The following is a 13766-nucleotide window of genomic DNA, read 5'->3' as shown; positions in this document are numbered from 1 at the left end:
GTGAAATAGTGTTGCTAATTATATAATTTTGAGATGTTTTTTTGAAAAAAAGTAGCCAATTTTTCAGTCATATCGCTGAAAGAGTTTGCATTAGAATGTTCCCAATACAATTTTTTGGTTTCAATGAGTTGTGCTGCTGGTGCGTTGAGTAAGATGTGTAATGAATTGAATAAATTTTGCGGATCACTAATTAGAAAACGCAAGATTGCTTGAGGCCAGCATTCGTTTATCCCCCCCACATCCCGCGCCACACAAACCAGCCCCTCGGCCATTGCTTCAAGCAGCGTGTTTGGCAGGCCTTCCCGGTGTGACGGAAGGAGAAAAACGTCTGCCCTGCGCAGAAATGACCGGACGTCCTTTTGAAATCCATGCCAAGTGACCCGGTCGTCAAGGTCGAGGTTGGTGCTGAGGCTTTTCAGTTCTCCCTCGATGCGCCCAGTTCCCACAATATGATATTCAAAGGCGTAGCTCTGTTTTTTCAGTTCGGCCATTGCTTCAAGGACGTCTTTGTGTCCTTTGTCCGCGTTGAGCTGGCTGGTGGAGATGAAGCGCAGCGGTGAATGCACTGTCGTCGGTGGAGACGGCGCAGGTTCCTTGCCTGTCAGGATGACCGTGATTTCTTCCGGTTTCAGATAGGGCAGCTCCTGCAAAAGTCCCCTCTTGATCTGTTCGCACGGGACCAGGATGCGAGGCCGCACCCATTTGTGCAGCAGGCGCACCTTGTATGTGTTGCACATGTCTCCGGCCAGGCCGACGCGGTGAACCACCGGGATGCCGAGCATCTTGGCCGCGATGCCGGCGGTTCGCATGTCTTTGCCCACATTGACGACGACAAGATCGGTTTTGCAAGCCTTGAAAATTTTGACGAACCCAAGAATCCGAAGTGGGTTGAAGTCCGGGCCAAAGGACAACCCAAGAGCGTCGAGCCCCATTCCTGCGGCCTTGTCAATGAATGGTCCCGGCCTGCCAACGATGAGAATTCCGTGTCCGCGATCCGCGAGGCCGCGCGCCACATCGAGGGTCCAGCTTTTGACACCGCCCCATTTGTTGGTGGAATTGACAAAGCAGATGTTCATGTGCGCTTGCTTGGGTTTCGGATCTGAGCCCATGGAGCCATCATTCTGTGCGCCAGGAGCAGCGTCTTCAAGCCAAGCCAGGACAAAGTTTTACGGTCCTTTACCGCCAGTCTGCCGATGCGCATGGGGTCAATTCCCGGCCCGACAACTCCTGCTTCAAGATTCAGCACGCCCTGATAGCCAGCCGTTTTCGCGGCGTCCAGGGTGACATTGTCGTATTCGCCCCAGGGCAGGCAAAGAAAGGGGCAGGACTGGTCCAAAAGATCTTCCATCCGGGCCTTGGCGGCAGAAAAGTCCTTCAGGCAAAAGGCGAGTCGCTCCTGATCAGTCTTCAGGGTCAGCGGGCAGCCGTTCCAATCTAGCCCGAAGCCTGGATGGGCGTAGGAACTGCCCACCGGGTGGACGGCAGCGTCTGCGCGTGCGTCTTGGCCGCATAATGCGGCATGGCTCCAGTGCCTGTTATCGCCGAGGGTTCCGCTTTGTTCTGCCTGAGTGAAGCAGGCCTGATGCGCGGCGGAATGCGAATAGACCTCCATGCCCAGATCGTGGACCGCAGCGTGGATTTCGGCCTCGTTCATGAACCCGTCACAGTTTCCGGACAAGGCCTGTTGCATTATGTCGCCAAAGGCTGGCACTGGAAGTGGCGCCGTTGTTTGGCCCGCTTGGAGCCGGGTTGGTCCGGGCTGAATAAAATCGGTGATGGCGAAAAAAACCCCATGCATGCTCCGGCGCAGGAGTTCGGGCACGGCGTAAACCCAGTTGTCCAGCGTGCAGTCATCGAAGGTTATTACCACGCAGGGGCTGGCTTGAGGCATCTGCCCCAGCATGATGTGGTGCAGAGTGGCTAGGCTGATGGTCTGAAAGCCGAGCTTTTTGATGAGGTCAAGCTGACGGCCGAATTTCTGTGGAGTCATGCCGCTGTCCGGCCGGACCTGATGGTAGCACAGGACCGGAATGCTTGTACCCAGCAGCGTCTGGGTCAGGGAGATGATGTTCATGCTTTGGCCTGTCTGCGCAATTGCGCATAGAGGGCGAGGGTTCGAGCTTGCATGGCCTCAATGGAAAATTCGTCGCGAAATAAATCTTGATTTGCCACCGGCAGGGCCAGAGCCTTTTCAAGCTGTTTTGCGGCTGGCGTGAATCCGTCCATGAAGGCGATGCGCGAGTAATATGCATGGATCTCTTCAAGAGGGGCTGTTTTCAGCGCCAGGATGGGAAGGCCGTGGGCGCATGCCTCCAGGGCCACGCCGGGCATGCCTTCGACTCCGGGGTCGGAGCAGAAAATCAGGCAATCAAGGGCCGCGTAGCAGCGATGAATGTCGTGGCGTTCACCGAGAAAGGTGATCTCAGGCTCCAGACCCTGTTCGCGGCTCCAGGCCTGATGACGGGAAAGTCTCTCACCGTCGCCTATGACCACAAAATGAAATCTGCCGGGTGCCTCAAAAGATACCTGGCGCGCTATTTCAAGAAAACGTCCGACTCCCTTGCCTCGTGCGATGCGGCCCACAAATCCGACAAGTTTTTTTTCCTCGGGTATGCCAAGTTCCATCCGGGACGCTGCCTCGGTGATTCCGGGCAGGTCGAGACCGTTGTGCAGGACGATCAGCATTTCGTCCGGCAGCTGCGTGTTTTTTTTGAAATATTCGAGGGATTCGCGGGAGACGAACAGCACCTTGTGCGAAAAAAGCCGGTGCACCATCCGTTCTTCCAGCATCTGTTTTTTGCGGCGAATGGCGGTCGTCCCGTACCAGTGCAGGTCGCTCAAATGGACCTGGCCGATCCTCACAGGCACTCGCGCAAGGGCCGCTGCGAGGATGCCGAAGATATTGCCGCCGAAGGAGTGGGTATGAACGATCTCGGCCCGGTGTTTGCGGAAAAGTTTTGCCAGCCGCCAGATGGCCGCCGGGTTCCAGTGTCCCTTGCGGGGCAGGAAGTGGGTGTGCACGCCAAGCTTAGCCAGTTCGTCAAAGAATACGCCCCGGTCCTTGTAGGTCACGACGTGCACTTCGTAGTGCTCCGTGAGCAAAGGTAACAGAGCACGCAGCCGTTTTTGCACGCCGCCGACCTTCAGATTGTTCGTGACTCGAAAAAGAACCGGTTTATTCATTTGCGTTTGTATATTCTTGACGGGCCAGGATTTTTTTGGCCAAAGCTGCCGCCCCGAAGCCGTTGTCGATGTTGACCACACCCACGCCCGGCGCGCATGAGTTGAGCATGGCCAGAAGCGGGGTCAGGCCGGCGAAGTTGGCCCCATAGCCTGTCGAGGTTGGAACCGCAATGATCGGCGCCTTCAAAAGTCCGCCGAGGACGCTCGGCAGCGCGCCTTCCATCCCGGCCACGGCGATGATGACCCTGGCTTGTCGCAGGCTCGGCAGGTGCGGCTCCAGCCGGTGCAGTCCCGCGACTCCCACGTCGGTCACCAGGTGTGCACCAAGGCCCAGGAATCTGGCGGTGCCAAGGGCTTCGCGGGCCACGGGAAGGTCCGAGGATCCGGCCGTGACGATGAGCACTTCCGAGTCGGGGGCCTTGGGGTCGGCGGCCAGCAGGTCCGCGCCCAGGCAAAAGAGTCTCGCCTCCTCCCACAGACATCCATGCGGAAAAATATCCAGCAGCGCCCGCCCATGCTCGGTCGAAATTTTGGTGGCCAGGACCGGATGGTGCCTGCCCAGTTCCGCCAGGGACGCGCGGATCTGCTCCAGGGTCTTGCCCTGGCCATAGACCACTTCGCCGACATTGGTGCGCTCCCGGCGCCAAGTGTCGAGGGTCAGGTCGCTGTGTTCCTGTCTCGTGATCGCAGCCTGGGCCGTCTCGCAAGAGATGTCGCCGGTAGCTACGTCGCGTAACAGGGAGCTCAGTTTTTCGGGGTCCATGGGCATAAGTGGGAAGACTCTTTGGCTTGCTGTGAATTCAAGGCGTGAAATCCGACCCAGCCCTAGCAGATGGGCGCATGGCGGGCAAGCGCTCATGGGCTCTTCATATTGCAAAGAGGCTGGGGAAAAGATAGCATATGCGGATATGGCGTCCAAGCGAATCCTCTTTGTTTCACGATCCGAGCTCGTGTCCCCCCTGCATGCCGAATTCAAGACGCATGATTGCCAGGCCATGGTTGTGGACGACCGCGCTTCGGCTCTTAAGGTGCTCGAGGCGCGCAAGGCCGATATCGTGTTCACCCTGCCTTCCCTGCCCGGATACAGGGCCCAGGATCTGATCGATGCCTTGAACCAGGCCGAAAGTCTGATCCCCGTCATCGTGTTCACGGACAAGGGAAGCGCCGAGGAAGCGCGTTATTATATGGAAATGGGTGCGCAGGATTACTGGCTCTGTCCGCTGACCTGGGAAAAGATCCAGACCGTGCTGCCCGAAGACGCGTCCGCACCTGTTCCGCCCCGGCCCGTTGCCCGGAGCAATCCGCGCGAGGTGGCGATCGTCGGCTCCCATCCTTCCGTGGCCAGGGTTCTGGCTTTGGCCAGGCAGGTGGCTCCTTCCAAGGCCACGGTGCTCATCTCCGGCGAGTCGGGGACAGGCAAGGAGATGTTTGCCCGCTTTATCCATGCCTATTCGGGCCGTGAAAGCGCGCCCTTCGTGGCGGTCAACTGCGCGGCCTTGCCCGAGCATCTGCTCGAGAGCGAACTGTTCGGTCACGAAAAAGGTTCATTCACCGGGGCGATCTCTCGAAAGCTCGGCAAGTTCGAGTTGGCCACCGGCGGGACCCTGCTGCTGGACGAGATTTCCGAAATGGCCCTGGCCCTGCAAGCCAAGCTGCTGCGTGCCCTGCAGGAAGGCGAGATCGATCGCGTGGGTGGGGTTGAAACGGTCAAGGTGGATGTGCGGGTCCTGGCCACCACCAACCGCAATCTTGAGCAGAGCGTGGAGAAGGGCGAGTTTCGTCAGGATCTTTTCTATCGCCTGAACGTCATCCCCCTGCGTCTGCCCCCGTTGGCCCAGCGCGGTGATGATGTGCTGCTGCTGGCCGATTTTTTCATCCGCCGTCTCACCCGGGAATACGGGCTCGGCGCCCTGCAACTTTCGGACGAAGCCCGGGATTGGCTCATGGCTCACGACTGGCCGGGCAATGTGCGTGAACTGCAGAATCTGATGGAACGGGCCGTGCTTCTGGCCGGGGCTGGGCCTATCCGGCCGATGCATTTTCTGCTGGATGGACAGGAGTGGTCCCCGGAGCTTTGCGAGGAAGACGGTTCGGTGCCGGCCGCGCCCGCTCCGTTACAGGCTGCATCCCTGTCTCCGGGAATGACCATGGACTTCGCCGGGCGCATCCCGACGATCCAGGAGATGGAGATGCATCTGATCATGAAAAGCCTGGATTCGACTTCAGGCAACAGGACCAAGGCTTCGGAGCTGCTGGGTATTTCCGTGCGCACATTGCGCAACAAGCTTGGTGAATACAGAAAAATCGGCCTGGATATCCCCTAAGGGGGTGGGCCTTCAAGGGAGATCATATGATTCTTTGTTCGCAGATCGAGGGCTATCTGGCCAAGTCGTCGTGGATCCGGCGCATGTTCGAGACCGGCATCGAGCTCAAGAAGAAGTACGGCGCGGAGAATGTCTATGATTTCAGTTTGGGCAACCCGGATCTGGCCCCGCCGGCGGCCGTGGCCGAGGGGTTGCACGAGCTGGCCGAGGAGGCGGGCAAGCCGTTCGCTTTCGGCTACATGCCCAACGCCGGGTATCCGCAGGTGCGTGAGCGCCTGGCCGAGGTGATTTCGGTGGAGCAGGGAGTGGCTGTCGCGGCCGAAGACCTGGTCATCACCTGCGGGGCGGCGGGCGGCATCAACTCCCTGTTCCGGGCCGTGCTCGAACCCGGGGACGAGGTGCTCTGTCCGGCACCTTATTTTGTAGAGTACGGATTCTATGCCGAGAACCATCGCGGGGTTCTGAAAACCGTTCCGTCCAAACCCCTGACCTTCGAGCTGGACCTGAAAGCCCTGGCTTCGGCGATCTCGGATCGCACCCGTTGCGTGCTGATCAACTCGCCCAACAACCCGACCGGGCGGGTCTACACTTTGGACGAGCTTACGCAGCTGGCGGATATCCTTCGACAGGCATCGGCCCGTACCGGGCGGCCCATCCTGCTCATTTCCGACGAGCCTTACCGCTTTTTGGCCTATGACGGGACTGAAGTGCCCCCGATCTTTCCGATCTACGAACATAGCGTCGTAATCAGTTCCTTCTCCAAGAATCTGGCCCTGGCCGGGGAGAGAGTCGGATACGTGGCCGTGAATCCGGCCATGCCTGAAGGGGCGCATCTGATTGCGGGAGTGATTCTGGCCAACCGTATCCTGGGTTTCGTCAACGCACCGGCAGTGGGGCAGAAGCTGCTGGCCAAGGCCCTGGGCCACGAGGTGGACGCCTCGATCTATGCCCGGCGTCGTGATGCCATGGCCGAGGTACTGCGTGAGGCTGGGATTGAATTTTCCATGCCGCAGGGCGCGTTTTACTTCTTTCCGCGTATTCCCAAGGGTGGGGATGATGCGGCTTTCGTCAGCGAACTCATGCAGGAGCAGATTCTGGCCGTGCCCGGTTCGGGTTTTGGTTATCCGGGCTTTTTCCGCCTGGCCTTCTGCGTGGACGAGGCCACAATCCGCGGCGCGGCTCCCGGCTTCGCGCGTGCCGTGGCCAAAGCTCTAGGCTGATTTCGTCGCGGCGCGTGGGGATGCCTCGCGCCGTGATGCCATGGTTTGCTTCTGCTTGACGAGTGGGTCGAACTTGTCTATGCATCCCTTCTTCTTTTCCCCAGCACAGGTGCCCTTGAATGTTCGATAGCTTGTCCGACCGACTTGAATCGGTCTTTAAAAAACTGCGCGGCCACGGCCGCCTCGATGAAAGCAACATCCAGGATGGCTTGCGCGAAGTGCGTCTGGCCCTCCTGGAAGCCGACGTCAATTTCAAGGTCGTCAAGGACTTTGTCGAAAAGGTTAAGGTTCGCGCTCTTGGACAGGATGTCCTCGGCAGCCTGACCCCTGGCCAGCAGGTCATCAAGATCGTTCACGAAGAGCTGATCGAACTCCTGGGCGGTGAGAATTGCGCGCTGAACCTACAGGGCAAGCCGCCCTACGTGATCATGATGTCCGGCCTGCAGGGTTCGGGCAAAACCACGTCGGCGGCCAAGCTGGCCCTGTTCCTGCGCCGCCAGAAGTATGCTCCGTATCTGGTCCCTGCCGACGTCTATCGTCCGGCGGCCATTGATCAGCTGACGAAGCTCGGAGCTGAGCTGGGCGTGCCGGTCTATCCTTCCACCGTGGACATGAATCCGGTGGACATCTGTGTTGACGCCATGCGCGACGCAGAACTCAAGGGCTGCTCCGTGATCCTCATCGATACGGCGGGCCGCCTGCATATTGATGAATTGCTCATGCAGGAGCTGGTCGGCATCAAGGAAAAATGCCGTCCGCAGGAAATTTTGTTCGTGGCCGACGCCATGACCGGCCAGGATGCGGTCACCGTTGCCGAGAAATTCAACGAAGTTCTGGACATCACCGGTGTTGTGCTGACCAAGATGGACGGCGATGCCCGTGGCGGCGCGGCGTTGTCCATCAAGTCCATCACCGGCAAGCCGCTCAAGTTTGTCGGCATGGGCGAGCGTCTCAGCGAACTTGAAGTATTTCACCCGGACCGCATTGCGTCCCGGATTCTTGGCATGGGAGACGTGCTGACGCTGATCGAGAAGGCGCAGTCGACCATTGATTCCAAGGAAGCAGAGGCCCTTGAAAGGAAATTCAAGAAGGCCGAATTTGATCTCGAAGATTTTCGCACTCAGATGCGGCGCATCAAGAAGCTTGGTTCCCTTGAGGGCATCATGAAGCTCATTCCGGGCATGGGGCAGATCCGCAAGCAGTTGCAGGACGTGCAGATGCCCGAAAAGGAACTCGGCAAGGTCGAGGCCATGATCAGTTCCATGACCATGGCCGAGCGTCACGAACCGAAGATCATCAACCCCAGCCGCAAGCAGCGTATAGCCAAGGGCAGTGGGGTTACGGTGACCGAGGTTAATCAGCTTCTCAAGAATTTTGAGCAGATGCAGAAGATGATGAAGAAGATGGCAGGCGGCAAGATGCCGTCCATGCCTCAGGGCGGACGCATGCCTGGAATGCCCGGAATGCCTGGGATGGGAGCGATGCCGGGCGGCATGCCCGGGATGCCCGGCGGGATGCCTTCCGGCGGCGGTGGACGAACCGCCGCGGAAGCGGCCAAGCTCAAGGAAAAGCGCAAGAAGGCCAAAAAGCAGCGCAGAAAAAAATAGTCGGGCGACCCTTGTTTCGGTTACGACCGGACATAGGCGTTCGCGCAATACACTTACGTTCAGGGAGAACAACAATGGCTTTGAAACTCAGACTGACCCGCATGGGCTCCAAGAAGAAACCGTTTTACCGCATCGTGGCAGTGGATTCCGCTTCCCGCCGTGACGGCCGGGCCCTTGATTATGTGGGCTATTACAACCCCATGACCGAACCCGCCGAGATCAAATTTGATCAGGACAAGGTCAAAAACTGGATCGAACTTGGTGCGCAGCCCACGGATACGGTTCGCTCCTTGCTAAAGAAGTCTGGATTCAGTAAATAGTACCTCCAAGGCTCGTCGCCCGGCTCATCGTGCGATCCACAGATCTTCAGCGGAGGTGCTCATGCTCAAGGATTTGATCGAATTCATTGCCAAGTCTCTGGTAGACAATCCGGACAGTGTCTCGGTGACTGAAATCGAGGGAGAGCAGACCTCCGTCATTGAGCTCAAGGTTGCCAAGGAAGATCTGGGCAAGGTCATCGGCAAGCAGGGGCGCACGGCCCGGGCCATGCGCACCATCTTGGGCGCGGCTTCAACCAAAATCAGGAAACGTTCAGTCCTGGAAATTCTGGAGTAACGTGTCCGAAGAGAAGTTGGACCCGGTAAAGCTCGTGGAACTGGGTCGGGTTCAGAAACCACATGGCCTCAGGGGGGAGCTCTGCATCGAACCATATGCAGACTCCCCTTTCATCTTTGAGGGTTTGACCCGCGTCTACCTGCGCCTACCGGGCAAAAAGCCCAAGCCGTGCATCCTGGAAGGATGGCGAGCGCACCAGGGGCGCGCCTTGATCACGGTTGACCGTTCTCAGGGGCGGGACCAGGCGGAGGCGTGGCGCGGTGCCGACGTGCTGGCGCGGGAACGCGACCTGCCGCCGCTGGACGATGACGAGTTTCGCCCCGAAGATCTGATCGGCCTGCCGGTAATGCATGTGAACGGCTCCCGCATCGGCCTTCTGGAAGACATCCGGGACGTGGCCGGTCAGGAGCTGTGGTTCATCCACGACGAGGACGGCAACGAGATCATGCTTCCGGCCGTGGACGAGTTCATCCGGGGTATTGACCTCGACGCCGGAGTCATCCTGGTGGACCCCCCGGACGGCCTGCTCGAATTGTATCAACAGTCATGACCCCGTGCCGCGGCCCGCTTCGGCCGTAGTGGAAGCAGGAATGCGATTTTCCGTCATCACCATTTTTCCCGAATTTTTCGACTCCCCCCTTTCCTGCGGACTCCTGTCCAAGGCCAGGGAAAAGGGGCTGATAGAGTTTTCGTTCATCAATCCGCGCGACCATTCCACGGACAGGCATCACAATGTCGATGACCGTCCCTACGGGGGGGGGCCGGGTATGGTCATGGCCGTTGATCCGATCCTCCGCGCGCTTGGAACCCTGGGACCAAAGGCCCGGGTGCTCATGCTCAGCCCCAAGGGACGTCCCCTGACTCAGGCCTTGGCCCGGGAGCTGGCCGTGGAGGAAGAGCTCGCGCTGTTGTGTGGGCGTTATGAAGGCATTGATGCCCGGCTCGAAGAGCTTAGTGAGATCGAACCGGTCAGCGTGGGCGATTTTGTCCTGAACGGCGGCGAGACAGGAGCCCTGTGTCTGATCGAGGCCGTGAGCCGACTCGTCCCCGAGTTCATGGGCAAAGACGAGAGCGCTGACGAGGAAAGTTTCAGTTCCGGCTTGCTTGAATATCCTCACTACACAAGGCCCGAACAGTACGAAGGCCTGAAAGTGCCGGAGGTTCTGTCTTCGGGGCATCACGGGCGCATCACTGCCTGGCGGCGGGAAAAGAGTCTGGAGACGACCCTGGCCTTGCGCCCGGACATTCTTGCCCAGGCGGAGCTCAGTGATGAAGATATCGGGTACCTGAAAGGGCTCGAGCGGACACGGCCGGGGCGGAATCTTTTCGTGGCGCTGGTCCATTACCCGGTTGAAAATAAATCGGGTCAGACCATCACTACGTCTTTGACAAACCTTGACCTCCACGATATTGCACGCGTTTCGTGTACCTATGGGCTTGGCGGATATTTTGTCTGCACCCCGGTCGCGGATCAGCAGGACCTTGCCCGCACCCTTATCGGCCATTGGCGCGAGGGGTACGGGCTCAAGGCAAATCCGGATCGTGGCACTGCCCTGGGCCGGGTCCGGGTGGTCGGCCTGCTGGACGAGGCCATCGCGGAAATCACGGATTGCACGGGCGTGCGTCCCAAGGTCGTGGCCACCAGTGCCAAGGCTGGAAACATGACCTGCGCCCAGGTGTCCCGGATGCTTCAGAAGGAGCCTGTTCTTCTGGTCCTGGGCACCGGACACGGTTTGCAGCGCGACGTTCTGGCAGGGGCCGACGGCATGTTGCGGGCCATACGTTTTATGGATAGGTACAACCACCTTTCCGTCCGTTCCGCGGCTTCCATCATGGTGGACCGCCTGCTGGGCGATATCGGATAAGACGCACACGTTGCGGCCCACAGGCCGCTTCAGATAAAGGAGAAAATCATGAACATCATCCAGAAGATTGAAAACGAGCACCTGCGTGCCGACCATCCCCGCTTCCGCGCCGGTGACACGGTCAAGGTGCATACCCGCATCATCGAAGGCGAAAAAGAACGCATCCAGGTTTTCCAGGGCGTGGTTCTGCGTTTGAAGAAGGGCACCACCGACAGCACGTTCATCGTGCGCAAGGTTTCCGATGGCGTCGGCGTGGAACGCATCTTCCCCCTGCATGCCCCGACCATCGACCGCATCGAAGTCATTTCCGAAGGCGTGGTTCGTCAGAGCCGCATCTACTACCTGCGTAGCCTCAGGGGCAAAGCTGCCCGCATCAAGACCAAGAACGCCTGGTAGGATCAATTTGTTCAGCCCCAAAGGCTGCACTCAGTTTGCGGGTCAGATTCAGGCCGGCATCGATGAAGCCGGACGCGGCTGTCTTGCCGGTCCGGTTGTTGCGGGGGCGGTCATATTGCCTTCGGATTTCGACCTTCCGGGCCTGACCGATTCCAAAAAGCTCTCCTCGCGACGTCGCGCGGTGCTTGCACAAGCCATCAAGGCCCAGGCAGTGTCCTGGGCCTTAGGTTTTTCCTGGCCCGGCGAAATCGACCGCATCAATATCCTGCAGGCCACCCTGGCCGCCATGGCCCGCGCCCTGGATGCCCTCAAGGTTTGTCCTGACATGGTCCTGGTGGATGGCAACCAGCGTTTCCCCTCTTCCTTGCCCCAAAAGACGGTGGTCGGCGGCGACGTCCTGCACCCCTGCATTTCTGCGGCCTCAATTCTGGCCAAGACCTTTCGGGACGATCTTTTGCTGTGCATGGACCAGCGCTATCCGGGCTACGGCTTCGCCGTGCACAAAGGGTACGGCACCAAGACGCACCTTGATGCGCTGCGCAGGCTCGGTCCAAGCCCGACGCACAGGGTCAGTTTTCGCGGCGTCGTGCCGACGCCGCGGGAGGCGCAGCTGTGGCTGCCCGGCATCTGATCACGGGTAAGGCCGGGGAAGAACTGGCTGCCGCGTTTTTGGCTGAAAAGGGATTCAGGATCGTTGAACGCAATTTCAGCTGCACGTGCGGCGAGATCGATCTGATTTGCGAAGACGCCGGGACGCTCGTTTTTGTCGAGGTCAAGACCCGCTCCAGGGCTGTGCATGGCGAGCCCGGCGAAGCCATCGGATCGGCCAAAAAGAAGCGCCTGATCAAGGCGGGGACGTTATATCTGAGTCGCCATCGGTCTTGGAGCAGACCATGCCGCTTCGATCTGGTCAGCATACTTTTTCTGCACGGGGAAACGGTCGTCGAACACTGGGAGGATATCATCGATGTACGGGACGCTCTGGATCGTGGCCACACCCCTTGGCAACCTTGGTGATTTCTCTCCCCGGGCGCAGCAAACTCTGGAAGATGCTGACGTAATCCTGGCAGAGGACACCCGGCGGGCCGGTCATCTGCTGCAGCTGTCAGGTCTCGCGGGCAAGCGCTTCCTGAGCCTGCACGAACACAACGAGAGTTCCCGCATTGGCGAGGTGCTCGCGCTTCTCGAGCAGGGGCTTTCGGTCGCGGTGGTGTCCGACGCAGGGACGCCGCTCATTGCCGACCCCGGCTACCGTCTGGTCGCGGCGTGTCGTCAGCAGGGAGTCCGTGTGGTTCCGGTGCCCGGTCCGTGCGCCCCCATCGCGGCGCTCATGGCCAGTGGTCTTCCTCCTTATCCGTTCGTTTTTCTGGGGTTTCTTCCGCGCAAGGGCGGAGACGCGCGCGCATTGCTTCGGCCCTTTGCACAGCTTGGCGCGACTCTGGTCTTCTTTGAACGCAAGAACCGAGTGCTCCCGACCCTGGAGCTTGCATTCGAGGTGCTGGGAGAGAGGGAATTTTGTCTGGCCCGGGAATTGACCAAGAAACATGAGCAGTTTATCAATGGCAGGCTTGGGCAACTCCAGGATTTCACGGATGAGCTTCTGGGTGAGGTGACCGTGATCATTGGGCCTCCCGAAGAGATAGCCTCTACGTCCAAGACCGATGTTCTGGAGCGGGTCCGGAGCTTGATGAGTGCGGGCATGCACGCCAAGGACGCGGCCCGGACCGTGCGGGACCAAACCCGCGGCTGGTCGGTCAAGCAGATATACGAACTGATTGTGGAATACGACGCGGAGTAAGGGTGGATACGCGGATCCTGCTGCAGATTTTTCTGCGTACATACATGGTTGGCGCCACATTCAACACCAAAGGGATGCAGAATGTCGGGCTGGCCTATATCATGGAGCCGGGTCTGCGCGCGCTTTACGTCGCCGAACCGGGAGCCTTGAAGCGTGCGCGGGGTCGCTATCTGAAGCACTACAACACCCATCCTTTCTGGACTCCTCTCCTGGTCGGGATTTTTTTATCCATGGAGAAGAAGATATCTCTAGGCATGCTTCCTGAGGACATCCTTCCAAAATTGCGCTCGACCACGGTGTATACCCTGTCGGCACTGGGTGATTCTTTCTTTGGCGGCAGTTTTCTGGTTCTGTGGTCCTTGGTCGGCGTCAATCTGGCGGCCGCCGGATACATTGGAACCCTTGCGGTTTGGATTTGTCTGTGCCTCTGCGGGTTGCAGCTTTTCAAGATGTACACATTCGGACGCGGCTATGCCCAGGGCCTTTCTTTCCTGCAGCGCCTCAAGTCCTGGAACCTTATTGATTGGGGGCAGCGGCTCAAGCTCATGAACAGCGTCCTGGTGGCCGTTTTTCTGTTGCAGGCTGCGCCTTCGGACGGACCGTGGAACCTGGCCTGGGCCGCAGGTACCGGACTTTTGGCCTTGGCTGGTTTCATGCGTGAGTGGGATCGCTCCCTGATTTTGGCGGCGTTGGTTCTGGGCGGCCTGATAGCGCCCTGGGAAAAGATTTTTGCTTCTGTATCCATGTAGGTGATTTGA

General features: G+C 59.0%; 16 protein-coding genes. 12 read left to right on the top strand and 4 right to left on the bottom strand.

Annotation, left to right across the window (positions count from 1 at the left end; all coding sequences use genetic code 11):
* Positions 1-14 precede the first annotated feature (14 nt).
* Genes CVU60_05680 through CVU60_05665 form a run of 4 tightly spaced genes read right to left on the bottom strand, consistent with a single transcriptional unit; the run spans position 15 to position 3952 of the window.
* Positions 15-1109, bottom strand: coding sequence for a glycosyltransferase (locus CVU60_05680; GenBank protein ID PKN42479.1), 1095 nt, complete (start codon positions 1107-1109; stop codon positions 15-17).
* Entirely contained in the window at positions 1073-2074 is a 1002-nt protein-coding gene (locus tag CVU60_05675) for a hypothetical protein (protein PKN42478.1), read from the bottom strand. The genes CVU60_05680 and CVU60_05675 overlap by 37 nt, the downstream gene beginning before the upstream one ends.
* The gene (locus tag CVU60_05670) at positions 2071-3183 is read right to left on the bottom strand and encodes a hypothetical protein (GenBank protein PKN42477.1); all 1113 of its coding nucleotides are present in this window, start codon (positions 3181-3183) and stop codon (positions 2071-2073) included. The genes CVU60_05675 and CVU60_05670 overlap by 4 nt, the downstream gene beginning before the upstream one ends.
* On the bottom strand, positions 3176-3952 hold the full coding sequence (locus CVU60_05665) for a 1-(5-phosphoribosyl)-5-amino-4-imidazole-carboxylate carboxylase (protein PKN42476.1): 777 nt from the start codon (positions 3950-3952) through the stop codon (positions 3176-3178). The genes CVU60_05670 and CVU60_05665 overlap by 8 nt, the downstream gene beginning before the upstream one ends.
* A 139-nt stretch (positions 3953-4091) precedes the next feature.
* Here CVU60_05665 and CVU60_05660 point away from each other — a divergent pair, with 139 nt between their 5' ends.
* The 12 genes from CVU60_05660 to CVU60_05605 all read left to right on the top strand — a co-directional run bounded on the left by CVU60_05660 (position 4092) and on the right by CVU60_05605 (position 13757).
* A complete protein-coding gene (locus CVU60_05660) occupies positions 4092-5507 on the top strand; it encodes a sigma-54-dependent Fis family transcriptional regulator (protein PKN42475.1) in 1416 nt (471 codons plus the stop codon).
* A 26-nt stretch (positions 5508-5533) separates the two neighbouring features.
* Positions 5534-6727 (top strand): aspartate aminotransferase, encoded by a 1194-nt coding sequence (locus CVU60_05655; GenBank protein ID PKN42474.1) that lies wholly within the window; start codon positions 5534-5536, stop codon positions 6725-6727.
* A 119-nt stretch (positions 6728-6846) separates the two neighbouring features.
* Positions 6847-8334, top strand: a complete 1488-nt coding sequence (locus tag CVU60_05650) for a signal recognition particle protein (GenBank protein ID PKN42473.1) — start codon at positions 6847-6849, stop codon at positions 8332-8334.
* Between the two features lie 74 nt (positions 8335-8408).
* Positions 8409-8654, top strand: coding sequence for a 30S ribosomal protein S16 (locus tag CVU60_05645; protein ID PKN42472.1), 246 nt, complete (start codon positions 8409-8411; stop codon positions 8652-8654).
* Between the two features lie 61 nt (positions 8655-8715).
* Complete coding sequence (locus CVU60_05640) at positions 8716-8949, top strand: KH domain-containing protein (GenBank protein ID PKN42471.1); 234 nt, start codon at positions 8716-8718, stop codon at positions 8947-8949.
* On the top strand, positions 8825-9499 hold the full coding sequence (rimM, locus tag CVU60_05635; GenBank protein PKN42470.1) for a 16S rRNA processing protein RimM: 675 nt from the start codon (positions 8825-8827) through the stop codon (positions 9497-9499). Before CVU60_05640 ends, rimM begins: the two co-directional genes overlap by 125 nt.
* A 40-nt stretch (positions 9500-9539) precedes the next feature.
* Positions 9540-10814 (top strand): tRNA (guanosine(37)-N1)-methyltransferase TrmD, encoded by a 1275-nt coding sequence (locus tag CVU60_05630; protein ID PKN42469.1) that lies wholly within the window; start codon positions 9540-9542, stop codon positions 10812-10814.
* 48 nt (positions 10815-10862) lie between these two features.
* Positions 10863-11210 carry a 50S ribosomal protein L19 gene (locus CVU60_05625; GenBank protein PKN42468.1) on the top strand — a complete coding sequence of 116 codons (348 nt, stop codon included), beginning with the start codon at positions 10863-10865 and terminating at the stop codon, positions 11208-11210.
* A gap of 7 nt (positions 11211-11217) precedes the next feature.
* Positions 11218-11841, top strand: a complete 624-nt coding sequence (locus CVU60_05620; protein PKN42467.1) for a ribonuclease HII — start codon at positions 11218-11220, stop codon at positions 11839-11841.
* Positions 11823-12227 carry a YraN family protein gene (locus CVU60_05615; GenBank protein ID PKN42466.1) on the top strand — a complete coding sequence of 135 codons (405 nt, stop codon included), beginning with the start codon at positions 11823-11825 and terminating at the stop codon, positions 12225-12227. The genes CVU60_05620 and CVU60_05615 overlap by 19 nt, the downstream gene beginning before the upstream one ends.
* The gene (gene rsmI, locus CVU60_05610) at positions 12178-13008 is read left to right on the top strand and encodes a 16S rRNA (cytidine(1402)-2'-O)-methyltransferase (protein PKN42465.1); all 831 of its coding nucleotides are present in this window, start codon (positions 12178-12180) and stop codon (positions 13006-13008) included. The genes CVU60_05615 and rsmI overlap by 50 nt, the downstream gene beginning before the upstream one ends.
* Before the next feature lie 2 nt (positions 13009-13010).
* Entirely contained in the window at positions 13011-13757 is a 747-nt protein-coding gene (locus CVU60_05605; protein PKN42464.1) for a 3-keto-L-gulonate transporter, read from the top strand.
* Positions 13758-13766 lie beyond the last annotated feature (9 nt).

This window comes from Deltaproteobacteria bacterium HGW-Deltaproteobacteria-18 (assembly GCA_002841885.1).
Taxonomy (GTDB): Bacteria; Desulfobacterota; Desulfovibrionia; order Desulfovibrionales; family Desulfomicrobiaceae; genus Desulfomicrobium.
This window is presented reverse-complemented; position numbering and strand designations above follow the sequence as displayed.